The sequence below is a fragment of the Agilicoccus flavus genome (genome assembly GCF_014857905.1).
Classification (GTDB): domain Bacteria; phylum Actinomycetota; class Actinomycetes; order Actinomycetales; family Dermatophilaceae; genus Agilicoccus; species Agilicoccus flavus.
Map to the genome: position 1 here is coordinate 56919 of NZ_JACYXE010000010.1, position 24925 is coordinate 81843.

Consider the following 24925-nt stretch of genomic DNA (forward strand, 5'->3'; position numbering starts at 1 on the left):
CGCTCGTGTCGACGTTCCTCGCCCTGGCGCTCGTCGGCGGGCTGTCCGCGTGCGCCGGCGACGACGCCCTCGGCCAGCGGGCCCGCGACAACGGCGAACGCAACATCCAGATCGGCGACGGCGCCATCGAGCAGATCGGCACCGACCGGCGCGGGGCGCCGGTGGAGCTGAGCGGCGAGTTGCTCGACGGGAGCGCCTGGTCCCGGACGAGGCAGGGCGCGGGCAAGGTCGTCGTCGTCAACCTGTGGGCGTCGTGGTGCGGGCCGTGCGAGGCCGAGGCGCCGCACCTCGTGCGCGCCGCCACCGAGCTCACCGCCGCCCACCCCGACGTCGTCTTCCTCGGGATCGACTTCGGCGAGAGCCCGGCCACCGGCGCGGCCGCCGCCCAACGACAGGGCCTGCCGTACCCCTCGCTGTCCGACCCGAACCGGGCCGCCGGCGTGTGGCTGCAGGGCAAGGTGAGCAACCCGCCCTCCACCCTCGTCCTCGACCGGCAGGGCCGCATCGCCGCCCGCATCAACGGGGCGATCACCTCGCCGACGACCCTGAAGAACCTCGTCGACGACGTCGCCGCCGAGAAGGCCTGATGGGGTCGGTCGTCACCGACGGGAACCTCGTCCTCGCGCTCGGCGTCGCCGTGCTCGCGGGCGCGGTCTCCTTCGCGTCGCCGTGCGTGCTGCCGCTCGTGCCGGGCTTCCTCGGCTACGTGACGGGCCTCGGCGGGCAGGCCCTCGACGCGCGGCGCCGACCGCGGGTCCTGCTGGGGGCGGCCCTGTTCGTCCTCGGGTTCAGCGCGGTGTTCGTCACCGGCATCCTCGTCGCCGCGATCGCGGGCGGCGCGCTCGCCGCGCACCGGGACCTGCTCATGCGCCTCGGCGGGGTCGTCGTCATCGCGATGGGGCTGCTCTTCCTCGGCGTCGGCGGGGCGCGATCGGCGCGCACGTGGCAGCCGGCGTGGCGGCCCGCGGCCGGGCTCGGCGGCGCACCGCTGCTCGGTGTCGTCTTCGGCATCGGGTGGTCTCCGTGCATGGGGCCGACGTTCGCGGCGATCATGGCCCTCGCGACGAACCTGGCCGGCGACTCCGGTCTCGTCGCGCGCGGGATCGCGCTCGGCGTCGCCTACTCCCTCGGTCTCGGGGTGCCGTTCCTGCTGCTCGCCGCCGGCTGGGGGCGGGCCGTGCGCGCGTCGGGGTGGCTGCGCCGGCACCACCGCCTCGTGCAGGGGATCGGCGGGGGCCTGCTGCTGGCTGTCGGGGTCCTGCTCGTGACCGGCTGGTGGGGCGACGTCGTCGTCCGCCTCCAGAACGACCTCATCTCCTCCTTCGAAACGGTGCTGTGACGTGACCGACGACCGCGACGGCGGGTTCGCCCCCGCGGCCCCCGACCCCACCGACGCCGCCGCCCCCGTCACCGACGGCCCGGGCTCCCGGCCCGTCGGCCTCGGCGCCCGCGGCTGGGCGCGGTGGGCGTGGCGCAACCTCACGAGCATGCGCACGGCCCTGCTCCTGCTGCTGCTCGTCGCGGTCGCCGCCGTCCCCGGCTCGATCTTCCCGCAGCGCGGCATCGACCCCGTCGCCGTCTCGAACTACCTGCGCGACAACCCCACCCTCGGGCCGTGGCTCGCCCGGCTGGGCTTCTTCTCCGTCTACAGCTCGGTGTGGTTCTCAGCGATCTACCTGCTGCTCGTCGTGTCGGTCATCGGCTGCGTCGTCCCGCGCACGCGCCTGCACCTGCGGGCGCTCCGCTCCGCGCCGCCGGCCGCGCCGTCCCGGCTGCGGCGGCTGCCCGCCTACACCCGGGTCGAGACCGACGCCGACCCCGACGACGTCCTCGCCGCGGCCCGCGCGGCCCTGCGGCGGTCCCGGTACCGGGTGCGGGCCGACCCCGCCGGCACCCCCGCCGACCCCGCCGGCACCCCCGCCGACACCGGCGCAGCCGCTGCGAATACCGCCTCCCCCCGCGACCGGAGCGTCGCGGGCGAGACCGGCTACCTCCGCGAGACGGGGAACCTCCTCTTCCACGCCGGGATCCTGGTCGTCATCGTCGCCCTGGCCTGGGGATACCTTGTGGGGTGGAAGGCCGACCGGATCGTGCCGGTGGGCCAGTCGTTCACGAACACGGTGTCGGGGTACGACACGTTCGCGCCGGGCCCCTGGGTCGACGCGGACGACCTCGTGCCGTTCACCGTGCACCTCGACCGGCTCGACGTCCGCTTCGAGGAGTCCGACCAGGGGGCGCAGTTCGGCGCGGCCCGCGACTTCCGGGCGGACACGACGGTGACGCCCTACCCCGGCGCCGCGCCGGAGCAGCGCGACCTGCGGGTCAACGGCCCGCTCACCTTCGGCGACGCCTCGGTCTATCTGCTCGGCAACGGGTACGCCCCCCGCCTGACGGTGCGCGACGCCGCCGGCGCCGTGCTCTACGAGCAGGCCACCCCGTTCCTCCCGCAGGACGGGGTCTACACCTCCGCCGGCGCGGTCAAGGTCCCCGGCGCGCGCCCCGAGCAGCTCGGGTTCACAGGTGTCCTGCTGCCGACCGCCGCGCAGGGCCCGAACGGGCCGGAGTCGGTGTTCCCCGACCTGCGCGACCCGGTCCTCATCCTCAACCCGTACGTCGGGGAGCTCTTCGCCGGCGGGGCCGAGTCGGTCTACACGCTCGACACCTCGGGGTTGACGGCCCTGACCGGCGCGGACGGCAAGGCCGCCCGGCTCGAGCTCCGCCCCGGCCAGACGGTCGCACTGCCCGGCGGGCGCGGCACCGTGACGCTCGAGGGCATCGACCGGTGGGCGGGCGTGTCCACGCGGTACGACCCCGCCAAGCCGCTCGCGCTCACCTCGGCCCTCGTGGCGCTCCTCGGCCTCGTCGCGTCGCTGCTCATCCGGCGCCGGCGCCTGTTCGTCCGGGTCGGCGAGCCGGGGCCCGACGGCCGCCGGGTCGTCGAGGTCGCCGGCCTCGCCCGCGGGGAGGACGCCACCCTCCAGGGCGCCGTCGACGCCCTCGCCGCCCGGTTGCCCGGGGTCGGCGCCGCGGACGGACCCGAGCGGGCGGGCGACGGGAGCCCCGACCGGAGCCCCGAGGGGAGCGGCCCGCCCAGGGCCTAGGCTGGAGCGCAGGCGTGCGGACCGTTCGGCCCGCGAGGACACGCCCACCCGGCCGCCGAGGTGACCCCCGGCGAACGACAAGGCAGGAACGACATGGATCCCCAAGGACTCGCGTCCCTCTCGAACACGGTGCTCTACACCGCGATGGGTGTGCTCGCGTTCGCGATGATCGCGTTCGCGTTGCACACCGCGAAGGTGACGAGCGCGCGCTCCGCGCCGCCGCAGGACCGCACGCGCGAGCTCGTGGGGGCCGGCGCGTCCGCCCGTGCGGGCGAGGCGACCCATGGCGTCGAGGCCGGAGACGCCGGAGACGCCACGGGCACGACGGGCGCGACGGCCGGTTCGTCCGCGGTCGGCGGCCCGCAGCCCGGACCCGGGTCGCCCGGCGCCCGCGTCGGGGCCTGGGCGATGTCGCTGTCGTGGCTCGCGACGATGCTCCTGCTCGTCTCGATGGTGCTGCGCGGGCTGTCCGTGCGCCGCGCGCCCGTGAGCAACATGTTCGAGTTCGCGGTCGCCGGCTCCTTCGTCGTCCTCGCCCTCTATCTCGCCCTCGCCCAGCGCCGCCCCCTGAAGTGGCTCGGCGTCTTCGTCGTCACCCCGGTGCTGCTCGTCCTCGGGATCGCGATCCGCAGCTGGTACACCGCCGCGAGCGAGCTGGTCCCGTCGCTGCAGGACGCGTGGCTCGTCATCCACGTGCCGGTCGCCATCCTCGCGACCGCGATCTTCACGCTCGGGTTCATCGTCCTGCTGCTCCAGCTCGCCCAGGCCCGCCGCGAACAGGCGATCGCGCGTGGGCAGCGGGGCCGCCCCCGGTTCCTCGCCGGGCTGCCCGACTCGACCAGTCTCGACCGGACCGCCTACTCCCTCAACATCCTCGGCTTCCCGCTGTGGACGTTCACGCTCATCGCCGGCGCGATCTGGGGCCAGAAGGCGTGGGGCACCTACTGGAGCTGGGACCCCAAGGAGGTCTGGACGTTCGTCATCTGGACGATCTACGCCGCCTACCTCCACGCCCGCGCGACGAGCGGGTGGAGCCTGCGGACCGCGAACATCATCGCCGTCGTCGGCTACCTCGCGATCATCGTCAACTTCACGATCGTCAACTACTTCTTCCCCGGCATGCACTCGTACTCGGGGGTGTCGGCCCCGTGATGCGCGCGTCCGTCCGCTACACCCTCGCCCGCCTGTTCGTCTTCTTCGCCTGCCTGTTCGTCCTGTGGCTCGTCGGGCTGCGCGACCCGATCCTGCTGCTCCTCGTGGCGGCGACGCTCTCGCTCGTGCTGTCGATGTGGCTGCTCTCGGGGATGCGGGAGCAGATGAGCCGCGAGGTGTACGACCGCGTCGAGGCACGCACCCAGCGCAAGACGAGCGAGGCGCAGAAGCGCCGCGACGCCGAGGTGCTCTCCGACGACGAGGCCGAGGACGTCGAGATCGAGCGACGCTCCCGGGACCCGCAGGACGGCTGAGCCGGATCCGAGGGGAGGCCCTCGGGGGCAGCGTCAGGGCCCGTCTCAGGCCCGTTTCAGGGACCGTTCCAAGGCCCGCCTCAGGGCAGCAGGGCCACCCCGAGCGAGAACAGGATCCCGTAGCCGAGGACGAGCATCCCGGTGCCGGCCAGCACGGGCACGAGGTCGGCCCCGGTCGCGCCGGAGCGCACCCGGCGCAGTGGGGCGAGGGCGAGCGCGCCGGCCGCCAGGGCGGCCACGGCGCCGGGGGAGTCGGCCGCGGCGAGCAGCGCGCAGCCGAACGCGAGCGCCACGAGGACGACGTACAGGGTGCGCGTCCGGCCGTCGCCGAGGCGGACCGCGAGGGTGCGCTTGCCGGCGAGCGTGTCGCCGGGGATGTCGCGCAGGTTGTTCGCGACGAGGACCGCGCACGACAGCGCCCCGACCCCGACCGCGCCCGCCCAGGCCGTGAGCGTGGTCGTGTGGGCCTGCGTGAGGATCGTGCCGAGGGTGGCGACGAGTCCGAAGAACACGAAGACGAAGACCTCGCCGAGGCCGAGGTAGCCGTAGGGGTGGTCGCCACCGGTGTAGTACCAGGCGGCGAGGATGCACGCGGCCCCCACCGCGAGCATGTACCAAGCCCCGGACCGCCACGTCAGGCCCAGGCCGAGGACCGCGGCGACGCCGAACGCCGCGGACGCGGCCCGCTTGACCTGGCCCGGGGCGGCGAGTCGCTGCCCGACGAGCCGCACCGGTCCGACGCGCCGGCCGACGTCGTCGGTTCCGCGGACGCCGTCGGAGTAGTCGTTGGCGTAGTTGACGGCCACCTGCAGGGCCAGGGCGACGCCGAGGGCGAGGAACGCGGCGAGCAGGTCGGCGGACCCGGCGGCGTAGGCCGCGGCGGTGCCGATGAACACCGGCGCGAACGCGGTGGGCAGGGTGCGGGGGCGGGCGCCGCCGATCCACTGGGAGAGGGTGGCCACGGGGATGTCAGCTTTCGGCAGTCGAACGGGTCGGACGCGTGGGGACCGGGGCGGTCCCGCGGCGCGTCACAGGCCCTTGAGGAAGTCGGGGTCGTCGTCGGGGCCGCGCGGGCGCCGCGGACCGGGTCGGTCCTGCGGCCCCGAGATGAGGCGGGGGCGGGTGGGCCGACCGACGAGGAACCACGCGGCCCCGCCGGCGAGCGGGAACAGGAGGATGACGAAGACCCAGACGATCTTCGGCAGCCCCTTCACGGCGTCGTCGGGCGTCTGCACGCAGTCGACGAGCGTGTAGACCGTGAAGGCCAGGAGGGCGAGGGCGCCCACGACGCGCAGCATGTCGGCTCCTTCGATCGGATCGCCGCGGCCACCTCGTCCACCCGGCGAGCGGGCGCCGGGGCCGTCGGCAGGAGCGGCGGGCCCCACGGGGCGTGGGACCCCTTCATTCTCCCACGCGGGGGCTGCCCTGCAGCCTGGGGTCACGAGGAGGGCGACGGGTCGTCCACGGCCGCCGCGCCGCAGCGAATTTTTTCGACGATCGAAAGACTTTCGGGCGAGAGAGGCGTACCGTCGACCTGCTGGCCGATCGGTCCGGTCACCGGTGAGGAAGGGAAGCACGTCGTGAAGGTCTTGGTCACGGGAGCCACGGGGTACGTCGGGGGACGGTTGGTGCCCAGGCTGCTCGAGTCGGGTCACGAGGTGCGGACGACGACGACGAACCCCGACAAGCCGGCCCCCTGGTGGTCCGACCGGGTCGAGACGGTGCGAATGGACATCGCGGACGCCGCGGACGTCGACGCGGCCCTGGCCGGCATGGACGCGGTCTACTACCTCGTCCACGGCATGGGCGGCGGAGACGACTTCGCCGAGAAGGACCGCCGGGCCGCCACGAACGTCGCGCGGGCCGTCGAGGCGCACGGCACGTCCCGCGTCGTCTACCTGTCCGGGATCGTGCCGCCCGCGGACCCCGACGAGCTCAGCGCGCACATCACGTCGCGTCACGAGGTCGAACAGATCCTCGCGGCGACGCCGGCGACCACCCTCACGCTGCGCGCCGCCGTCCTCATGGGCAGCGGGTCGACGTCGTTCGAGATCATCCGCCAGGTCAGCGAGCGGATGCCGGTGCAGACGGTGCCGACGTGGATGAACTCCGACGTCCAGCCCATCGCCGTCGTCGACGCGATCGAGGCGCTCCTCGGGGCCCTCACCGCGCCGGTGAGCACGCGCAGCTACGACATCGGCGGCCCCGAGCGGATGCCGTACGGCGACCTCCTCGACCGGTACACCGACATCACCGGGCTGGAGCGCCCGCAGGTCGAGGTTCCGTTCCTGCCCACCGACCTCGTGGGCACGCTCGTCGGAGCCCTCACCGATGTGCCCAGCTCCACCGTCCAGGCGCTGGTGGAGAGCCTGCACCACGACATGGTGTGCGCGGAGGAGGACTTCCGCGCCGACCTCCTGCCGACGGGGTACCACCTCATGGGCCTCGACGAGGCGATCCGCCGTTCCCTGGCCGACCCGCGGACGGAGGTCCCGGAGGACCCCGAGAGCGCCGACCCGATGGGCCCCATGCCCCAGGACCCGTCGTGGGCCTCCGGCGGCGACGACCAGCCGCTCCTGGCCAAGGCGTCGGACGCCGTGCGGGGCGTGGTCGAGCAGGTCCTCCCGGGCCGGGGGTCGGACCGGGGATGAGCGAGGAGTACGGGGTCGTCGTCGTCGGCGCGGGCAACGCCGGGGTCTCCCTCGCCGCGCGCCTGCGCCGCGACGGGCACGCGAGCATCGCGCTCGTCGAGCCCCGCGCGACGCACCGGTACCGCCCGATGCTCAACTACGCGGCCGCGGCCGGGGCCCGCATGCGCCGCTACGAGCGGCCCACGTCCCGCGTCACGCCGGGTGGGGTCGACCTCGTCGCCGACCACGTGGTGGCGATCGACCCGGTGGCGCGGACTGTGCGGCTCGGGTCCGGCCGCGAGCTGGGGTACGCGACGCTGGTCCTGTGCCCCGGGCTGACGCCCGCGTGGGAGGCGACGCCGGGCCTGCGGGAGGGCTTCGACGCCGGGTGGGCGGTCTCCGCGCACGTGCCCGAGAACGTCGACCGCGCCGCTCGCGCGCTGGCCGACGTCACCTCCGGCAGAGTCGTCTTCTCCGTCCCGCCCGAACCGGCCTCCTGCTCGGGGACCGTGCTCAAGGCCATGTTCCTCGCCTGCGACGCGTGGCGCCGCTCCGGCGTGCGCGCCGCGATCGACGTCCATCTCGTCACCCCCTACGCCGGCGTGCTCGGGCTGGAGCCGATCGACTCCCGCCTGCGGCCTCTCCTGGCGGCCGACCGGATCACGGTCCACGACCGGTCGGGGATCGCGTCGGTCGACGCCCCCACCCGGGCGGTCCGCGTGGACGGCCCGCGGTCACTCGGGCCGACCGACGTGGCCCTCGCGTACGTCACCCCGCGCAGCCGGGCGCCGGAGTTCGTCGCCGACGCCGGCCTCGCGGCCGAGGGCACCCCGGGCCTCGTCGACGTCGACCCGCTGACCCTGCGGCACATGCGCCACCGCGACGTCTGGGGGCTGGGCGACGCCGCCACCGTGCGCACCCGGCCCTCCGGCGGGGCGCTGCGCCGGCAGGTGGCCGTCGCCGCGGCGAACATCACCGCCGCGGTGGCGGGGGGCGAGCCGACGTCGCGCTACGACGGGTACACCGTCATTCCCATTGCCGTCGACAGCCGGCGGCTGGTCCTCGCCGAGCACACCCGCGACGGGCGGACCGCGGGCTCGGTGCCGTTCGTGGACCTCACCCGGCCCCGCCGGGCGACCTACCTGTTCGACCGGTTCGTCGAACCGGTCGTCTACGACCGCCTCCTGCTGCGCGGCCGCGTCTGATCGCGCCGATCGCCGCGGCCTGTGCCCGCCGGCGAGGCCGCGCCCCGAGGCGGTGTCGCCTCAGCGGGCCGCGTGGTCGAGGCGGGCGAGCACGCCCCGGTCGTGGACGCGGGTCTCGCCCAGGGTGAGCACGCCGCGCCCGCGCACCCACTCCCGCAGGACGGCCGCCTGCTCGGCGCTCCCCACCTGGAGCACGGCCGCGCCGCCCGGGGCGAGGTGGCGCTCGATCACCTCGAGGCAGGCGCGCGCGACGTCGAGCCCGTCGTCGCCCCCGTCGATGGCGCTCAGGGGGTCGGCCGGGAACGCGCCGGTGCGCCGCCGGGTCACCCACGGCGGGTCGGCGATGACGACGGGGAAGCGCTCGTCGGGGCCGAGCGCGTCCTCCAGCCGCGTCAGGCGCACCTCGACCCGGTCCGCCAGGCCCGCCGCCCGGGCGTTGACCCGCGCGTACGAGGCGGCCGTCGGGTCGGCGTCGACCGCGACGAGGCGCCGCGACGAGCCGGCGGCGGCGAGCAGGCCGATCTGCCCCGCCCCCGTGCACAGCTCGAGCACGTCCCCCTCGGGGGCCTGCTCGGCGAGCTCCGCGGCCCACGCCGACTGCGCGGCGGTCCACGGACACGGTTCGAGCACGCGGTCGTCGTAGGCGATCTGCAGGCCGCCGAAGGCCGCGGTGCGGCGCGCGGGCTCAGCCACGCCGCACGACCTTGTGGGTGCCGTCGCACCACGGCGGGCGGCCGGTCTTCCCGCAGGCGCAGACGGCGACGACCGGGCGCGTGACCGCGTGGGCGACGCCCGCCTCGTCGCGGACGACGTCGGCCCCGCGGACGAGGAGCGGGCCGCCGGGGCACAGGCGCACGCTCACCTCCGGTCTCCCGCCGCTCACGCGCTGCGCCGCCCGTCGGCGACCTGCGGGGCGGCGCCCCAGCGGGCCAGCATCCGGCCCCCGACGAGCGCGTCGAGATGCAGCGACGCGGCGACGCCGAACAGGACGTCGGCCCGCAGGCGCGGCTCGCGGGCGACGAGGCCGGCGCACACGTCCCGCACGGCCACCTGTTCGTGCACGGCGTCGGCCTCGACGTGCTCGTGGAAGTAGGCGGCGGTGGCGGCGGGCAGGCCCACCCGCTCGATCCCGGCCGCGATTCGCCGGCACGGCAGCGAGCTCGTCGCCTCGAAGGCGGCCATGAGTCCCATCGCCGCGCCCCGCAGCCTCCGTCGCAGGCCGAAGACGGCCTGCGCGTTGTTGGCCGCCAGCGTCTCGACGTGGGCCTGCGGCAGGTACGCGCCGTACGTGTCGTCCAGCCCGGCAGCCCGCAGGGCGTCTGCGTACAGGGTGGAGTGCAGGCGCTCGGGGCGGCCGCCGCCGTACTCGTCGTATTGAATCTCGGCGAGCGCTGCCTTGACCGGGCCGTCGAGGCGTCCGAGCACGAACGAGTGCGCGTCGGACTCCTTGAGGGCGTACACGCTGCGCTGGGCGAGGAACTCGAGCACCTGCTCCCGGGTGGCGTGCCGGTGCAGGTACGACGCCAGCGACGGGCCGTGGTCGGCCGCGACGAGGGCGAACAGGTCCTCCGCGAGGTCCCCGCTGTCGGGGGCGGCGTGGAGCGCGGGGCGGGTCGCCTCCCGCAGCTCGGCCTCCATGCGGGCCTCGAGGTTGCCGCGCAGGCGCAGGAGCGCCGGGTCCCACTCGCGGTCGCCCGCGACGTCGTCGAAGCCCCGAAAGTGCAGCTCGAAGAGAACCCACAACGCGAGCTGCGCGTCCTCGTCGGACAGGACGGGCACCTGCTCGTCGACCGCGACGGCCTCGGGTGGGGTCCCGCCACGCAGCGAGGCGATGACGGCGGCGCTGAGCGGCCCGCGCGGTTCCGGCAGGTTCATCGACATCCTCCATGACGGCTGGATCGGGCGGGCCGGCCCTGCGGCGCGAGGTCGGGCGGGGCCCGATGCGTCGGCGACGGCGGCCCCGCTCCGCCACGCCCCGAGGACCGGATCCATCGTGACGGATCCGGTCCTCGGGACGTGTGATGGTGCGGCGTCAGTTCTTCTCGGCGATCTGCAGGGCGTTACCCAGGGCGAAGAAGGACGGCGCCCAGTGGCCGACGAAGATGCCCCAGCGGTCGGACTGCGCCTTGGAGTCGCCGGTCTTCTTGCGGCTCGCGAACCACGAGCCGTAGCTCGCGACGATGGAGGCGAAACCGGCGGCGTAGCAGTACTCCGACTTGAGGCCGGCCTTGCTCAGGGTCTCGATCACGGTGGTTCCTTTCGTGGGGCGTCCCGGTCCGGGCCGCCGACGGATTCGCGCGCTCGCGTGGTGCGAGCCGCGCACGAGGGATGGATCAGGCGTCGCTAAGGATGTCGTCGAGGGCCTCGCGCACCGCCTGGCGGGCGGCGACCCGCACGCCCGCGCTGCGCTGCTGCTCGTCGTTCTCGGCGTCCTGCACCCGCTGCAGCTCGCGCTCCTCGGCCTGCTTGGCCCGGTCGCGGGCGTGCCGAATGCTGTCCCAGATGTCCCGGTCGGTCATGGGGTAACTCAAGCACGCGCCGCGAGATCCCACAACGGGCGCTCGCCGGGGTTCGGACCGCTTCTGAGCCAGGGCGAATGGCGGCGTCGCGGGGTGCGGCGAGCGCGCAGGTCAGGGATGTCCTTCGATGATCGAGAGTTTTTTCCAGACTAGTCCCCCGCCGGGCTCGTCGTGCGCCGGTGGGGCGGGGCGTCGCGGTGTCGGTCGGGCCCGACCGCGTCAGCGCCGGTCGTCGGCGGAGGCGAGCAGGTCCGCGAGTGCCGCCCGGTCCGGCTTGCCGATGCCGGTCGTGGGCAGCGCGTCGAGGACGACGACGCGGCGGGGCATCGCCTCGGGGGCGCACCCCATCCGCGCCCGGCGTGCGGGCCAGGTCGCCGCGAGTCCGGCGGTGTCCCCGTCGCCCGGCACGAGGGCGGCGCCGACCGCCTGGCCCCACTCGGCGTCGGGCACCCCGAGGACCACGACGTCGCTCCCGGCCGGGAGCACGGCCCGCAGCGCCGCCTCGACGACCGCGGGGGACACCTTGAGGCCGCCGGTGACGACGACGTCGTCGGCGCGGCCCTCGACGACGAGCCGCCCGTCGGGCTCCACGCGCCCGACGTCGTCCGTGACGAACCACCGCAGACCGTCGGCGTCGTCGACGAAGCCCCCGGCGTCGGCGGTCGTCTCGCCACCGCGGGCGACGGCCGCGGGCCGGGACAGGTAACCCACTGCGAGGGTGGGGCCGCGTAGGGCGATCCGTCCGCCGTCGCCGATGCGGACGCCCACCCCGGCCAGCGGCATGCCGTCGTAGACGCACCCGCCGGCGGTCTCGCTCATCCCGTAGGTGGTGACGACGTTCACGCCCGCGGCGCGAGCGGCCGCCGCGAGGTCGGGGGCCGTGGCCGCGCCCCCGACGAGGACGGCGTCGAAGCCGGCCAGGGCGTCCGTGGCGGCCGGGTCGGCGAGGACGCGGCGGAGCTGGGTCGGGACGAGCGAGGTGTACCGGCGCCCGCCCGGCGGTATCGCCGCGGCGGCCCGGACGAAGGCGGCCGCGTCGAACCGGCCGGCGTCGACGACGGCCGGGGTGACGCCCGCCGCGGCGCTGCGCAGCATCACCTGCAGGCCGGCGACGTGGTGGGCCGGCAGCGCGAGCAACCACCGCCCGGGGCCGCCGAGCGCGGCGTGGGTGGCCGTCGCGGACGCCGACAGCGCCTCGGCCGACAGCGCTGCCAGCTTGGGCGCCCCCGTCGACCCCGACGTGCCGAGCGCGATCGCCGCGTCGAGCGCGGTGTCGGGCGGCAGGTCCGGGGCCGGGGCGCCGTCGGCGTGGGGCACGAGCAGCGGGCCCTCCCCGCCGAGCGCTGCCTCGATCGCGGGCAGGGCGTCGAGCACCGCGGGACCCGCTCCGATCCCGAGGGCCGCCACCGCACGCATCCCGCCACGCTACCGGGGGCCGGCTCACCCGCCGCCGCGGCACGGTGGACACGGCCGGGGCGGGCGCCGCACGGCGCGGGGCGCCGACCGGGCTGTCGGGTCCGCGCCGCGCGCGACAGAATGGCGGCATGACGACGGAGCAGACGACGAACGGGACGGCCTCCGAGCGCGGCGGGGGATGGCGCGGCGTGGCCGTCGTCACGGGCGCGAGCAGCGGCATCGGCGCGGCGTGCGCGCAGCGGCTCTCCGACGACGGGTTCGAGGTCGTGCTCGCCGCGCGGCGCACGGACCGCATCACCGAGCTCGCGGAGCGCGTCGGCGGGCGGGCGGTGACCTGCGACGTCACGAACCCCGACGACGTCGCCGCGCTCGCGGCGGCGGCCGGCGACGACGTCGCGCTGCTCGTCAACAACGCCGGCGGCGCGTTCGGGATGGAGACGGTCGAGGAGGCCGACCTCGACGCGTGGCGGCGCATGTACGAGATCAACGTGCTCGGCACGGTCGCCGTGACGAAGGCGCTCCTGCCCGCGCTCGGCAACGGGCCCGGCACGATCGTCACGATCTCCTCCATCGCCGGCCAGGCCGCCTACGAGAAGGGCGCCGGGTACTGCGGCGTCAAGGCCGCGGAGTCGTTCGCGTCCGACGCCTTGCGGCTTGAGCTCAACGGCCGCCCCGTCCGTGTGTGCGACCTCGCCCCGGGCATGGTGCGCACCGACGAGTTCAGCCTCGTCCGCTTCGGCGGCGACCGGGCCAAGGCCGACGCCGTCTACGCCGGGGTGGCCGAACCGCTGACCGCGGAGGACATCGCCGAGTGCGTCGCCTGGGTGGCGTGCCTGCCGCACCACGTGAACATCGACAAGATGACGATCAAGCCGCTCGCGCAGGCCGCGTCGTACAAGGTGGACCGCTCGGGCTGACGGCACTCCGCCGCGGGCCGTGGAATGCCCGCCGTGGAATGCCCGGCGTCAGGCCGCGCGGCGGAGCGGGCGTTCCTGCGCGAGGGCGAGCCGGACCTGTTCGACGAGCAGCCTGATCCCCGTCGGGAGGGCGAACGCCCAGCGCAGGCCGCAGCGGAGCATGAACGCCTCGACGGCGAGACAGCCGGTGACGACGATGGCCGCGCCGATGAACGGGTAGGCGACGTCGACGGTCTCGTTCGTGCGCACGAGGTCCGCCAGCCAGAACAGCGGCCCCTCCAGCGCGAACGAGAGGACCGTGATGGCCGGGATGTGCAGCACGTAGATCGCGAGGGTGTGCGACCCGACGTAGCGGCCGATCGCCCGATAGGGCGCCGCGCGGCACACCAGCGCGGCGAGGGAGAACACGCCGAGGCCCGCGCACACGTACAGCGCGGTGACGACGAGCGCGTCGGGCATCTCGGGCACCTTCGCCGACATGAGCTTCGTCATGCCGAGGTGCTGGTAGAGCAGGTAGGCCAGGCCCGTGAACAGCGCCCCCAGCGCGGGATTCGCGGCCACGGCCCGGATGAGGCGCCCGCCGTACACGCCGAGGCCGAAGTAGATGGCGTAGAGCAGGCCGCGCGTCCACAGCGGGCTCTCGAGGGTGTACGTCTGCGTCGTCGCGAGGTGCAGCACGACGAGCAGCGTGAGCACCGCCAGCGGGTGGACGCTGCGCAGCGCGGTGAACACGAGCAGGTACACGGCGAGCGCGTAGACGTACCAGAGCGGGGTGTTCGGCGCCCAGTACTGCACGAGGAACGCCGGCACCGACGTGACCTGGAACGGGACACCCTCGCGCCCGGTCAGCGCCGCCGCCGCGAGCAGCGCGCCGTAGATCGTCATCCAGACGAGGAAGAGGTAGGCGTTCGTCACCGACGCCTCGAGCGCCTTGCCGCCGCGGAACCCGCGGCGGATCTTGCCCGCGGCGAGCATGCCCGACACCGTGAACAGCAGCGGCATCCGGACGACGGTGATGATCTGGTTGATGCGGTCCCACCACGCGACGAGCTTCGCGTCGGCGTGCTCCATCCCGTAGTACTGGCCGATGCTCACGTGGAAGAGCACGACGGCGACGACCGCGAACCCGCGGGCGAGGTCGACCCAGTCGTAGCGCGCCGGGGCGGGCGTGGTGCGGGGATCAGAGGTCGCCGACCCGGCGGGGCCGGTCGGGCGGGCGAGGTCGGCCGCGCCGGTCAGGGCCGCGTCGGGGGTCGTGCCCGCGGAGGCCATGGACGTCTCGGCCGCGGACGGCCGCGCAGCCCGAGCGCCCGGCGGGGCGTGGCGGGTGGACCCGGCGGGCGCGCCCGCGCCGGCCGCGTCGGAACCGACCGCACCCATGAGCGTCCCTCCTGTCGTCCGCCGTCGACGGGTGTCGAGACCCTGACAACGCGAGAGTGGATGCGCCGTGACCCGCATGACCTTCGGTCGGACCTCACTGCCCGACGCAGCCGCTCTTCCGTTTCGTCGATCGTACGCGCGCAGGATCCGCCGACGCGAGGACGGCGGAACGCTCGGAGCCGACCGGGCCGGGGGTCCGTGCGGTCAGGGAGTTCGCGGTCGGGCCCGCCAGGCCACCGGACGTCAGCGTGAGTAGGGGAACACCGCCTCGATGCGTGGCTCGTCCTCGGCGGACATCGACCAGAAGACGCTCATCGGACGGCGCGAGGGAACCACGGTCCGAAAGCGCGGACCTTCCTGGGTCTGGATCACCTGCGAAAAGGCCCGGGCCTGGCCGGGAACCGCGAAGATCTCCTCGATGACCTCGTAGATGTCGTCGGCGAGTCGGCTGTCCCCGGCCTCGATCCGGTCGAGTTGCCCGGAGGCGACAGCGGAGTATGACCCCTCGGTCACGTCGTCGGGCCTGCTCGGCGCGCGCGGCGGACGGTCGCGGATGCGGCGGCCTTGGACAGCATCGCCCGAAGTGCGGGGTCGGTGTCGTACTCGCGCTGGGCATCCGTGACGAAGGATCCAGGCTCGAGCACGATGGTCCCGTCGGGACGCTCGCTCATGAGGAAGCTCTGAGATCGCCGTCCCGACAGGACGACACGGCCGCGGTCATCGGTCTGCACGATCTGAGGCATACCGTGATCCTAACCCAGCATCCCTCTTTCCCACATGCCCACGGGCAGGCGCTCCCTGGGATGCGCCGACCGCCCGACGGCGACGCGATCAGAAGTACCAGGGGAAGGGGGACCAGTCGGGGTCGCGCTTCTCGAGGAACTGGTCGCGGCCCTCGACGGCCTCGTCGGTCATGTAGGCGAGACGCGTGGCCTCGCCGGCGAAGACCTGCTGGCCCATGAGCCCGTCGTCGACGAGGTTGAAGGCGAACTTGAGCATGCGCTGCGCCTGGGGGCTCTTGCCGAGGATCTCGTGGGCCACCTCGAGGGCGGTCTCCTCGAGCCGGTCGTGGTCGGCCACGAGGTTGACGGCGCCCATCCGGTGCATGTCCTGCGCCGAGTACGTCCGGCCGAGGAAGAAGATCTCGCGGGCGAACTTCTGGCCCACCATCCGGGCGAGGTAGGCCGAGCCGTAGCCGGCGTCGAAGGAGCCGACGTCGGCGTCCGTCTGCTTGAACCGGGCGTGCTCGCGCGAGGCGATGGTGAGGTCGGCCACGACGTGCAGCGAGTGCCCCCCGCCGGCCGCCCAGCCGGGCACGACGGCGACGACGACCTTGGGCATCGTCCGGATGAGGCGCTGCACCTCGAGGATGTGCAGCCGGCCGCCCTCGGCCGCGACGCGCGCCCGGTCGACGCTGTCGCTGCTCTCGTCGCCCGACTCGGTGGCCTGCTCCGAGGCGTACTGGTACCCCGAGCGCCCCCGGATGCGCTGGTCGCCGCCCGAGCAGAACGACCATGTGCCGGCCGCGCCGGTGCCCTCCGGGCCGGGGCCGTTGCCGGTGAGCAGGACGACGCCGACGTCGGGCGTGCGGCGGGCGTGGTCGAGCGCGCGGTACAGCTCGTCGACGGTGTGCGGCCGGAACGCGTTGAGCACCTCGGGCCGGTCGAAGGCGATCCGCACGGCGCCGAGCGTGCGCCCCGGCACCGGGCCGGGCAGCGTGGCGCGGTGGTAGGTGAGGTCGGTGAGGTCGAGACCGGGCACCTCCGACCAGGCCTGCGGGTCGAAGGTCGCGCTGACGTCGGGGAGGCTGCTCACGGTAGGGACCCTAACCGGGGGAGCCGGGCGACCCCTACGCTCGGGCGCAGGAGGTACCCATGCCGATCCCGGACTTCATCACCGAGCTGCGCCGCCACGTCGGCACCGCGCCCCTGTGGCTCACCGGCGCCACGGCCGTGGTGCTGCGCGAGGTCGACGGCCGCCCGCACGTGCTCCTCGTCCGCCGCGCGGACAGCGGTCGCTGGGCCCCCGTGAGCGGGATCGTCGATCCCGGCGAGCACCCGCACGTCACCGCCGAGCGCGAGACGCTCGAGGAGGCGTGCGTCGTCGCCGTCGCGGAGCGGCTCGCGTGGGTGAGCGTCACCGAGCCCGTCACCTACGACAACGGCGACCGCGCCACGTACCTGGACCACACCTTCGCGTGCCGCTGGGTCTCCGGGGAGCCGGCGGTCGGCGACGACGAGTCGCTCGAGGCCCGCTTCTTCCCGGCCGACGACCTCCCGGACCTGCCCGACGAGTTCGCCGCCCGCGTCCGGGTGGCCCTCGCCGGGCGGGCCGAGACGGGCTTCGGGCCGCTACCCGGAACGCCCGGCCGTTCCGCCTGACCCCGCTCGAGCGAGGCCCGATCGCCCGGGCGGCCGAGCACGCGGCCCGGCGGCCGGGTCCCGCTGCCGCCGCGGGTGATCCGAGCGCGGTCTCGCCGGCGGAAAACGGTGCCGGAGCGCGCGATCCGGCCGATAGGAACGGAACATCGCCGTCCCGTGAGGAAGTCCCATGGCCCGCCGCATCCTCGTCGTCCCCTGCGGACCCGACGCCGACTCGACGGCCGTCTGCCTCGGTCTCGTCCACGCCCTGTCCGAGCAGGGCACCGGCGTCTCGTACGTCAAGCCGCTGGCCCAGCCCACCGTCCGCGGGGAGGACCCGTCGGCGGAGGTCTTCCGGATGGTGACGAACCTGCGCCCGCCGCAGCCGATGTCGGCCGCCCGCTCGCGCTCGCTCCTCGCCGTCGGGGACGTGGAGACGCTCGGCGCCGAGATCGTCGCGATGTCGGCCGAGGAGGTGGAGGCGCACGAGATCGTCGTCTTCGAGGGCCTGCGCCCGGGGACGGCGACGTTCCTCACCGACCAGGTCAACCGCGAGATCGCGGCGGCGCTCGACGCCGACGTCCTCCTCGTCGCCTCCGCCCGAGACCTGTCGACCGAGGTGCTCGGCGAGCAGGTGGCCGCGCTCGCGCGCCCCCTGACCGGCCGCGACGGCGACCGCGTCGTCGGGGTCGTCGTCGACCGCTTCACCCCGGAGTCCGCGACGTGCAAGGAGTACACGTCGGCCCTCGCCGCGCACGGCCTGCGCGCCGTCGCCTGCCTCGCCGACCAGGACCGCACCGCGCGGCCCCGCGTCGCCGACCTCGTCCGGGAGCTCGGCCTGGAGGTGCTCAACGAAGGCGACCAGGCCCGCCGGGTCGGCAGCATCGTCGTCGCGGCCCAGAGCGCCCCCGGATTCATCGAGCTCTTCGACGAGGGCGCCCTGATCGTCGTGCCCGGCGACCGGGCCGAGGTCCTCATGGCCGCCGCGCTCGCCGAGACCGGAGGCACCCGGCTCGCCGGGCTCCTCCTCACCGTGGGGACCTCACCCGCGTCGAGCGTGCTCGAGCTCGCCCGCCCCGCCCTGCAGGCGGGTCTGCCGCTCCTCCTCTCGAGCGAGCGCACGTTCCCGATCGTCCAGGCCGTCCTGGCCCTCGACTCCCGGATCCCGTCCGACGACGAAGACCGTGCCCGCGGCGTCATGGTCGCGACCGCCGAGGCCCTCGACGCCGACTGGGTCCGCGAGCTGGCCGCGGGCGGTCGCGTGCCGCGCCTCACCGCCGCCCGGGCCCGCGCCGACGCCGTCCGCCTCCTCGGCGTCGGGCACCACGACATCGCCCTGGCCGCCGGGAGCGACCCGGTCGCCCTCGCGGCGGCCTCGGCGTACGCCGACTTCGGTGGCGTCCGCTGCCACCTCGTCGCCGACCCGGCCGCCGTCGGGGCGACCGCCCGCGACCTCGGCTTCGACATCCCGCCCGGCCTGCGCATCGTCGACCCCGCCCATCCCGGTCAGGGGCTGCTCGACCACGTCATGGCGGCCCGGGGCTGCGACGAGGCGGCGGCCAGGGAGGCGCTGCGCGACCCTCTCGTCTGCGCGTACGCCCTCGCCGCGACCGGCGAGGTGGACGGCGTCGTCGGCGGGGACCTCGACGACCTCGCGACCCTCGCCCTCGCCGACGAGATCGTCGGCGGGCGCACGGACATCGCCTCCACCGTCACGGCCCTCATGTCGCGCGACGACGCGAGCCTGTGGGCCGACATCGCCCTCAACGACGACCCGTCGGCGCAGGATCTCGCCGTGATCGCGATCCGCGCCGCGGAGAACTCGCGCTCGGTCGGGCTGGCGCCGCGCGTCGTCTTCGTCTCACCGTCGCGGTTCGCCCACGACCGCGCCGAGCTCGTCGCCCGCTCGGAGCGGGCCATGGAGATCGTGCGCGATCGTCGGCCCGACCTGCACGTCGTCGGTGTGCACGACTTCGGCGTCGCCTCCTCCCGCACGGCGGGGGGCGACGGAGACGACGCCGGCGGGGCGAGCGTCTACGTCTTCCCCGGGCGCCGGCACGCGCAGGAGGTCTTCACGACCGTCCACCGGGCGACCGGTGCCGACGTCATCGGGCCCATCCTCTGCGGCTTCGCGCGCCCCCTCAGCCCGATGCCGCGCGACGTGAGCCTGCCCGATCTCGTCAGCCTCATCGGGATCACCGCGCTCCAGTCGACCTGGTCCTGACCGGCCTGCCGAGAAGCCCTGCCGGGAAGCCCTGCCGGACGGACTCCGCCGAGCAGGTCCGCGCCGGTGGGTGAGGATGGGGCATGACCTCCGAGTCTGTGCCGCCGCTCCCCGACGTCGCCGAGCTCCTCGAGCACGCGTACGCCGTGATCGTCCCGCTGCGGACGCGCTTCCGGGGCGTGACGCACCGGGAGGCGCTCCTGCTGCGGGGGCCCGTCGGGTGGGCGGAGTTCGCGCCCTTCGTCGAGTACGACGACGCAGAGGCGAGCGCCTGGCTGGCCGCGGCGGTCGAGGCCGGCTGGGTGGGGTGGCCGGCGCCCCGGCGGGACACCGTGCCCGTCAACGCGACCCTGCCGGCGGTCGGGCCCGAGCAGGTGGACGACGTGCTCTCTCGCTACGACGGGTGCCGGACCGTCAAGGTCAAGGTGGCGCAGGCGGGGCAGACGTTGCGCGACGACGTCGACCGCGTCGCCGCCGCACGCAGCCACCTCGGCCCCGCGGGGCGGGTGCGCGTCGACGCGAACGGGGCGTGGAGCCTGGCGGACGCCCGGGCCGCCGTGGCCGCGCTCGCGCCCTACGACCTCGAGTACGTCGAGCAGCCGTGCGCCGCCGTCGAGGACCTCGCCCGGCTGCGGGTGGCGCTGGCCCGCGCCGCCCTCGACGTGCGGGTGGCCGCGGACGAGTCGATCCGCCGGGCGCGGGACCCCCTGCGGGTGAAGGCCCTCGACGCGGCCGACGTCGTCGTCGTCAAGGTCGCGCCGCTGCGCGGGGTCCGCGCCGCCCTCGACGTCGTGGCCGCGGTAGGGCTGCCGGCCGTCGTCTCGAGCGCGCTCGACACGAGCGTCGGCATGCGCGCCGGCGTCGCGCTCGCCGCCGCGCTGCCCGACCTTCCCTTCGACTGCGGCCTCGGCACCGTCGAGCTGCTCGCCGACGACGTGACGACGACGCGACTCGTCCCGCGGGGCGGGTTCCTGCCCGTGTCGGGGGCGGTGCGCCCGGACGAGGTCGACGCGGCGGCGCCGGCGCGGCTGGCGGCCGGGGCGGACCGGCAGCGTTGGTGGGAGGAGCGACTCGCGCGCGCCCACGCCGTGCTCGCGGGCTGACGCGGGGAGGGCCCGCCGACGCCGCGGCTCGGTTCGCCGGAACCGGGGGAGTCGAGGTGGGGGAGTCTCAGTCCGGCTCGACGACGAGGACGTGCGTGGCCTGCGGCGCGCGGGTGACGACGACGGTGAGCTCGGCGCCGCGGCCGGTCAGCCGCAGGTCGGAGCGGAGGCGGTCGGCGTCGATCTCGGGGCCCCGCTTCTTGATCGTCAGGCGCCCGACGCCGCGGGCGCGCAGGTAGGACCGTAGCGTCTTGACGTGCAGGGGGAGGACGTCGGTGACGACGTACCGCCGGGCGGCCGGGGTGTCCGCGCGCCCCTCGGCGACGACGTATCCCGCGCCCGGCGCGACCTGGGCGCCGTCGACGGCGGCGGTCACCGCCGCGAGGAGCCCGGCCCGCAGGACGGCCTTGTCGGGGTCGAAGAGGTAGGCGCCTTGCGCGGGCGGCCCGGTCGCCACCGGTGCGTCGCCCGGGGCGTCCGACTCCCCGAGCGCGACGGGCGGCCGGTCGGGGTGCAGGAGGAGGGCCCCGCGCCCCGGGCGGGTGGCGAGCGGCCCCCACCACAGGGCCAGCTCGAGCACCTCGCCCCGCCGTGAGACCCACTGCGCCTCGGTCCCGGCCGGCAGGGCGGAGTGGGGGAACGACGCCGCGAGCTTGGCGCCCGTCGCCGCGGCGGCCTCCGCGACGGCGCAGACGGTCTCCCACGAGGGCGAGAGGGAGTCGAGGTCGGAGCGGCGCCGGGTGTGGCCCCGCGCGTCGGTGCGGCCCGGGGTCCGCCGGGCCGGGTCCAGCCAGGCGCCACCGCCCGCCAGGTCGGCCGCGCTCACGTCCTCGGCGCGGCCCGGCCGGGCCCGGGCCCCCTCGAAGTGGCGCAGGTTGACGTCCGCGATCGCCGCGGTCGCGGCGTCGGCGTCGCAGGCCCGCACCCGCAGGTCGAGCGCCGCGCACGCCAGGGCGTCGGCGCCGATGCCGCACCCGAGGTCGTGCACGAGCCCGATCCCGGCGTCCCGGAACCGGGCGGCGTGATGGGCGGCCACGTCGAGCCGGGTGGCCTGCTCCAGCCCGTCGGGCGTGAAGAGCATGCCCGCCGCGAAGTCCCCGAACTTCTCGGCGGCGCGCGCCCGCAGGCGCGACTGGGTGAGGGCGTCGGCCACGAGTCCGGGGGCGTAGCCGGCCTCGCGCAGGGCCACGCCGAGCGACAGCGCCGCCGACTCGTCGTACGGGGGCAGGGAGTCGAGCAGCGCACGCCCCCCGGGGGCCGTGAGCGCCTCCACGCGGGCCAAGTCCATGGGCAGCAGTCTGCCTCGCCGCCGCACCTGCGCTGTATCTCGCCCGCGTCGCCGCCTGCGCACCTCGGCGGGTGCCGCCGACGCTGGCACTCGAGTTGACCGAGTGCTAAGCGGGTCGTAGATTCGGGATTAGCACTCGGCACGGTTAAGTGCCAAGTGGACCCTCCGGAAGCCCCGGGCCGGTCGACCCCCGCGACGGCGGTCGGCCTCGGTCGTCCGGAACCGCAAACTTCCATCTCCGCCCACGCCGCACGGCGTGCCGAAGAAAGGGCGAAACGTGTCGGTTTCCATCAAGCCCCTCGAGGACCGGATCGTCGTCAAGTCCAGCGAGGCCGAGCAGACCACTGCGTCCGGCCTCGTCATCCCGGACACCGCGAAGGAGAAGCCCCAGGAGGGCGAGGTCCTCGCGACCGGTCCGGGTCGGATCGACGACAACGGCAACCGCGTCCCGCTCGACGTCAAGGTCGGCGACAAGGTCATCTACAGCAAGTACGGCGGCACCGAGGTCAAGTACGCCGGCGAGGAGTTCCTCATCCTCTCGGCGCGCGACGTGCTCGCCGTCGTCGAGCGCTGAGCCCACGCCGGTACGCCTCCGGGCGTCCCACCGGGGCCGCGCCGACCCAGCAGTGACACGACGCTCACGGCGCCCACGGTCCTCACGGCCCTGACGACCCCGGTGCGCGCCCTCTCGCGGCGCGCCCGGGGTCGTCCGCGTCCGCCCCGCCCGCACCCGTCCAGATCCTTCCCGCCTCAAGGAGAGACACACCCATGGCGAAGACCCTGGAGTTCGACGACTCCGCCCGCAAGTCCCTCGAGCGCGGCGTCGACGCGCTCGCCAACGCCGTCAAGGTGACGCTCGGCCCCAAGGGCCGCAACGTCGTCATCGACAAGGCGTGGGGCGCCCCCACCATCACCAACGACGGCGTGACCATCGCCCGCGAGATCGAGCTCGAGGACTCCTACGAGAACCTCGGCGCGCAGCTCGCGAAGGAGGTCGCGACCAAGACCAACGACATCGCCGGCGACGGGACGACGACCGCCACGGTCCTCGCGCAGGCCATGGTCAAGGAGGGCCTGCGCAACGTCGCCGCGGGCGCCGGACCGGCCGGGCTCAAGCGCGGCATGGACGCCGCCGTCGAGGCCATCAGCGACCGGCTGCTGTCCACGGCCCGCGAGGTCGACGGCAAGGACGAGATCGCCCAGGTCGCCGCGCTGTCCGCCCAGGACACCGAGATCGGCGGGCTCATCGCCGAGGCGTTCGACAAGGTCGGCAAGGACGGCGTCATCACCGTCGAGGAGAGCCAGACCTCCACGACGGAGCTCGAGTTCACCGAGGGCATGCAGTTCGACAAGGGCTACCTGTCCCCGTACTTCGTCACCGACCCCGAGCGCATGGAGGGCGTCCTCGAGGACGCCTCGGTGCTCGTCAACGCGGGCAAGATCTCGACGGTCGCCGACATCCTCCCGCTGCTCGAGAAAGTGGCGCAGAGCAAGAAGCCGCTGCTCGTCATCGCCGAGGACGTCGACGGCGAGGCGCTGAGCACGCTCGTCGTCAACCGCATGCGCGAGATCCTCAAGGTCATCGCGGTCAAGGCGCCCGGCTTCGGCGACCGCCGCAAGGCCATGCTCCAGGACATCGCGGTGCTCACCGGTGCCACGGTCGTCTCCGAGGAGGTCGGCCTCAAGCTCGACCAGGTCGGCGAGGACATGCTGGGCTCGGCCCGCCGCATCGTCGTCACCAAGGACGACACGACGATCGTCGACGGCGCCGGCGAGGGCAGCGAGGTCGCCGCCCGCGTCGCGCAGATCAAGTCCGAGATCGAGCGCACCGACTCCGACTGGGACCGCGAGAAGCTCCAGGAGCGCCTCGCCAAGCTGGCCGGAGGCGTCTGCGTCATCAAGGTCGGCGCGCACACCGAGGTGGAGCTCAAGGAGAAGAAGCACCGCATCGAGGACGCCATCTCGGCGACCCGCGCGGCCATCGAGGAGGGCATCGTCGCCGGTGGCGGCACCGCTCTCGTCCACGCGGCCTCGGCCGTCGAGGGCCTCGGGCTGACCGGCGACGAGGCGACGGGTGCGAAGCTCGTCGCCAAGGCGAGCGTCGAGCCGCTGCGGTGGATCGCCGAGAACGCCGGCATCGAGGGCTACGTCGCGGTCGCCAAGGTTCGCGAGCGTCCGCTCGGCGAGGGCCTCGACGCCGCGACCGGCGAGTACGGCGACCTCATGGCCAAGGGCATCATCGACCCGGTCAAGGTGACCCGGTCGGCGCTGCGCAACGCGGCCTCGATCGCGTCGATGGTGCTGACCACCGACACGCTCGTCGTCGAGAAGAAGGAGCCGGCGGAGCCGGAGCACGGCCACCACGGCCACTCGCACTAGTCCACGGCGGCCACTCGCCTGAGCGGCGAACGTAGGTGAGCTTGCGAGCCGGAGTGAACGCGACGGAAGGCTCTGAGCGGCGAACGTAGGTGAGCTTGCGAGCCGGAGTGAGCGCGACGGAAGGCTCAGCCGACGCGTGCGAAAGGGCGCCGGCCCCCTCGGGGGTCGGCGCCCTCGGCGCGTCTGTATGTCCGGTGCCGCGTCGAGTCGGCCGGAACGTGCGCGGTTCAGCTCGCGGCGCGGACAGGGCGTTCGCGCTGGTAGTGCGCCTCGCGCTCGTCCTCGGTCATGCCGCCCCACACGCCGTAGGGTTCACGGACCGCGAGGGCGTGGGCGCGGCATTCCCGGATGACGGGGCACTCGAGGCACAGGGCGCGGGCGGCCTCGTCGCGGCGTCGCCGGGCGCCGCCGCGCTCGCCCTCGGGGTGGAAGAAGGTCTCGGGGCCGACGTCGCGGCACAGACCCTCCACCTGCCACTCCCACAGGTCGGCCCTCGGACCGGGGAGACGAGAGATCTCGGCCACGTATCTGCCCTCCAGGACTGCTGGCTCAGGTCCGATGACGCCGTCCGGCGCCTCCGGGTTGCCGATGCCGCGTCGATGCGGCACGCTCGAACGTCAGAGCGCCGACGTCTCGAGGAGGCGGAGGCGCATCAGGCCGTTATTCAGCCTGGTACCCGGGGCCTGCGGCGCCAAACCCGTCCCCTTCGTCGGATATCGGGCGGTTCGCGAGGGGGATCGCGCCCGGTGACCCGGGCACGAAGTCGGGCGGCCTCGATTCGATATCGGATCCGGTGTCGAGGTCGATGAGGGCGCCGGCGGGCCGACGAGGACGACAGGCGCCGCCCGGGGCGGGGCACGAGTGAGTTGGGGGAGATCGATGGCGGTAGGCGGGTGGGCCCAGGCCCGCAGAGAAGATCGTGACCCATCTGTAACGG

28 protein-coding genes are annotated in these 24925 nt (G+C 74.7%); 13 read left to right on the forward strand and 15 right to left on the reverse strand.

The features are described from left to right. Positions 1-5: 5 nt before the first annotated feature. The 5 genes from ICW24_RS14875 (at position 6) to ICW24_RS14895 (ending at position 4567) form a co-directional block, all read left to right on the forward strand. Entirely contained in the window at positions 6-587 is a 582-nt protein-coding gene (locus ICW24_RS14875) for a TlpA family protein disulfide reductase (RefSeq protein ID WP_226346507.1), read from the forward strand. After that, entirely contained in the window at positions 587-1339 is a 753-nt protein-coding gene (locus ICW24_RS14880) for a cytochrome c biogenesis CcdA family protein (protein ID WP_226346508.1), read from the forward strand. Before ICW24_RS14875 ends, ICW24_RS14880 begins: the two co-directional genes overlap by 1 nt. Position 1340: 1 nt before the next feature. After that, complete coding sequence (resB, locus tag ICW24_RS14885) at positions 1341-3101, forward strand: cytochrome c biogenesis protein ResB (protein WP_226346509.1); 1761 nt, start codon at positions 1341-1343, stop codon at positions 3099-3101. 93 nt (positions 3102-3194) lie between these two features. After that, complete coding sequence (gene ccsB, locus ICW24_RS14890; RefSeq protein ID WP_226346510.1) at positions 3195-4253, forward strand: c-type cytochrome biogenesis protein CcsB; 1059 nt, start codon at positions 3195-3197, stop codon at positions 4251-4253. Beyond that, positions 4253-4567, forward strand: a complete 315-nt coding sequence (locus ICW24_RS14895) for a DUF4229 domain-containing protein (RefSeq protein ID WP_226346645.1) — start codon at positions 4253-4255, stop codon at positions 4565-4567. The genes ccsB and ICW24_RS14895 overlap by 1 nt, the downstream gene beginning before the upstream one ends. 80 nt (positions 4568-4647) lie before the next feature. Here ICW24_RS14895 and ICW24_RS14900 read toward each other — a convergent pair whose 3' ends face one another. From ICW24_RS14900 to ICW24_RS14910, 3 genes are all read right to left on the reverse strand, one after another. Then, the gene (locus ICW24_RS14900; protein WP_226346511.1) at positions 4648-5529 is read right to left on the reverse strand and encodes a 1,4-dihydroxy-2-naphthoate polyprenyltransferase; all 882 of its coding nucleotides are present in this window, start codon (positions 5527-5529) and stop codon (positions 4648-4650) included. Between the two features lie 66 nt (positions 5530-5595). Then, positions 5596-5865 carry a PLD nuclease N-terminal domain-containing protein gene (locus ICW24_RS14905; protein ID WP_226346512.1) on the reverse strand — a complete coding sequence of 90 codons (270 nt, stop codon included), beginning with the start codon at positions 5863-5865 and terminating at the stop codon, positions 5596-5598. A 140-nt stretch (positions 5866-6005) separates the two neighbouring features. Beyond that, positions 6006-6164, reverse strand: coding sequence for a hypothetical protein (locus ICW24_RS14910; protein WP_226346513.1), 159 nt, complete (start codon positions 6162-6164; stop codon positions 6006-6008). On the opposite strand from ICW24_RS14910, the gene ICW24_RS14915 reads away from it, so the two are divergent. Beyond that, positions 6148-7218, forward strand: a complete 1071-nt coding sequence (locus ICW24_RS14915) for an NAD(P)H-binding protein (protein WP_226346514.1) — start codon at positions 6148-6150, stop codon at positions 7216-7218. The genes ICW24_RS14910 and ICW24_RS14915 overlap by 17 nt on opposite strands. After that, positions 7215-8402, forward strand: a complete 1188-nt coding sequence (locus ICW24_RS14920) for an FAD-dependent oxidoreductase (protein WP_226346515.1) — start codon at positions 7215-7217, stop codon at positions 8400-8402. The genes ICW24_RS14915 and ICW24_RS14920 overlap by 4 nt, the downstream gene beginning before the upstream one ends. A gap of 60 nt (positions 8403-8462) precedes the next feature. Here ICW24_RS14920 and ICW24_RS14925 read toward each other — a convergent pair whose 3' ends face one another. From ICW24_RS14925 to ICW24_RS14950, 6 genes are all read right to left on the reverse strand, one after another. Beyond that, entirely contained in the window at positions 8463-9095 is a 633-nt protein-coding gene (locus tag ICW24_RS14925; protein ID WP_226346516.1) for a methyltransferase domain-containing protein, read from the reverse strand. Next, positions 9088-9264: a CDGSH iron-sulfur domain-containing protein gene (locus ICW24_RS14930; protein ID WP_226346517.1), complete on the reverse strand. Its 177-nt coding sequence runs from the start codon at positions 9262-9264 to the stop codon at positions 9088-9090. The genes ICW24_RS14925 and ICW24_RS14930 overlap by 8 nt, the downstream gene beginning before the upstream one ends. A gap of 17 nt (positions 9265-9281) precedes the next feature. Then, positions 9282-10277, reverse strand: a complete 996-nt coding sequence (locus ICW24_RS14935) for an iron-containing redox enzyme family protein (RefSeq protein WP_226346518.1) — start codon at positions 10275-10277, stop codon at positions 9282-9284. A 157-nt stretch (positions 10278-10434) separates the two neighbouring features. After that, positions 10435-10650, reverse strand: coding sequence for a hypothetical protein (locus tag ICW24_RS14940; RefSeq protein WP_226346519.1), 216 nt, complete (start codon positions 10648-10650; stop codon positions 10435-10437). Between the two features lie 85 nt (positions 10651-10735). Continuing rightward, positions 10736-10921, reverse strand: coding sequence for a hypothetical protein (locus ICW24_RS14945; protein ID WP_226346520.1), 186 nt, complete (start codon positions 10919-10921; stop codon positions 10736-10738). A 219-nt stretch (positions 10922-11140) separates the two neighbouring features. Beyond that, positions 11141-12337: an AMP-binding protein gene (locus tag ICW24_RS14950; RefSeq protein ID WP_226346521.1), complete on the reverse strand. Its 1197-nt coding sequence runs from the start codon at positions 12335-12337 to the stop codon at positions 11141-11143. A gap of 128 nt (positions 12338-12465) precedes the next feature. Here ICW24_RS14950 and ICW24_RS14955 point away from each other — a divergent pair, with 128 nt between their 5' ends. Further along, positions 12466-13254: an SDR family NAD(P)-dependent oxidoreductase gene (locus ICW24_RS14955; RefSeq protein ID WP_226346522.1), complete on the forward strand. Its 789-nt coding sequence runs from the start codon at positions 12466-12468 to the stop codon at positions 13252-13254. A gap of 48 nt (positions 13255-13302) precedes the next feature. On the opposite strand, the gene ICW24_RS14960 is transcribed toward ICW24_RS14955, so the two are convergent. The 4 genes from ICW24_RS14960 to ICW24_RS14975 form a co-directional block, all read right to left on the reverse strand. Beyond that, on the reverse strand, positions 13303-14526 hold the full coding sequence (locus ICW24_RS14960) for an acyltransferase family protein (protein ID WP_226346523.1): 1224 nt from the start codon (positions 14524-14526) through the stop codon (positions 13303-13305). A 351-nt stretch (positions 14527-14877) separates the two neighbouring features. Beyond that, positions 14878-15147, reverse strand: coding sequence for a hypothetical protein (locus ICW24_RS14965; protein ID WP_226346524.1), 270 nt, complete (start codon positions 15145-15147; stop codon positions 14878-14880). Next, on the reverse strand, positions 15144-15377 hold the full coding sequence (locus ICW24_RS14970) for a hypothetical protein (RefSeq protein ID WP_226346525.1): 234 nt from the start codon (positions 15375-15377) through the stop codon (positions 15144-15146). Before ICW24_RS14970 ends, ICW24_RS14965 begins: the two co-directional genes overlap by 4 nt. A gap of 88 nt (positions 15378-15465) precedes the next feature. After that, positions 15466-16449, reverse strand: a complete 984-nt coding sequence (locus ICW24_RS14975) for a 1,4-dihydroxy-2-naphthoyl-CoA synthase (protein ID WP_226346526.1) — start codon at positions 16447-16449, stop codon at positions 15466-15468. A gap of 59 nt (positions 16450-16508) precedes the next feature. Between ICW24_RS14975 and ICW24_RS14980 the strand changes: the two genes are divergently transcribed. The 3 genes from ICW24_RS14980 (at position 16509) to ICW24_RS14990 (ending at position 20321) form a co-directional block, all read left to right on the forward strand. After that, a complete protein-coding gene (locus ICW24_RS14980; protein WP_226346527.1) occupies positions 16509-17015 on the forward strand; it encodes an NUDIX hydrolase in 507 nt (168 codons plus the stop codon). Between the two features lie 169 nt (positions 17016-17184). Beyond that, positions 17185-19218, forward strand: coding sequence for a phosphate acyltransferase (locus ICW24_RS14985; RefSeq protein ID WP_226346528.1), 2034 nt, complete (start codon positions 17185-17187; stop codon positions 19216-19218). A gap of 83 nt (positions 19219-19301) precedes the next feature. Beyond that, on the forward strand, positions 19302-20321 hold the full coding sequence (locus tag ICW24_RS14990) for an o-succinylbenzoate synthase (RefSeq protein WP_226346529.1): 1020 nt from the start codon (positions 19302-19304) through the stop codon (positions 20319-20321). Positions 20322-20388: 67 nt separating this feature from the next. Here the strand turns inward: ICW24_RS14990 and ICW24_RS14995 are convergent, their stop codons facing one another. Next, positions 20389-21609 (reverse strand): THUMP-like domain-containing protein, encoded by a 1221-nt coding sequence (locus ICW24_RS14995; RefSeq protein WP_226346530.1) that lies wholly within the window; start codon positions 21607-21609, stop codon positions 20389-20391. Between the two features lie 277 nt (positions 21610-21886). Here ICW24_RS14995 and groES point away from each other — a divergent pair, with 277 nt between their 5' ends. Both groES and groL read left to right on the forward strand, forming a co-directional pair. Next, the gene (gene groES, locus ICW24_RS15000) at positions 21887-22183 is read left to right on the forward strand and encodes a co-chaperone GroES (RefSeq protein ID WP_226346531.1); all 297 of its coding nucleotides are present in this window, start codon (positions 21887-21889) and stop codon (positions 22181-22183) included. Positions 22184-22377: 194 nt separating this feature from the next. Further along, positions 22378-23988 (forward strand): chaperonin GroEL, encoded by a 1611-nt coding sequence (gene groL / locus ICW24_RS15005; protein WP_226346532.1) that lies wholly within the window; start codon positions 22378-22380, stop codon positions 23986-23988. A gap of 227 nt (positions 23989-24215) precedes the next feature. Here groL and ICW24_RS15010 read toward each other — a convergent pair whose 3' ends face one another. After that, positions 24216-24512: a WhiB family transcriptional regulator gene (locus ICW24_RS15010; protein ID WP_226346646.1), complete on the reverse strand. Its 297-nt coding sequence runs from the start codon at positions 24510-24512 to the stop codon at positions 24216-24218. Positions 24513-24925 lie beyond the last annotated feature (413 nt).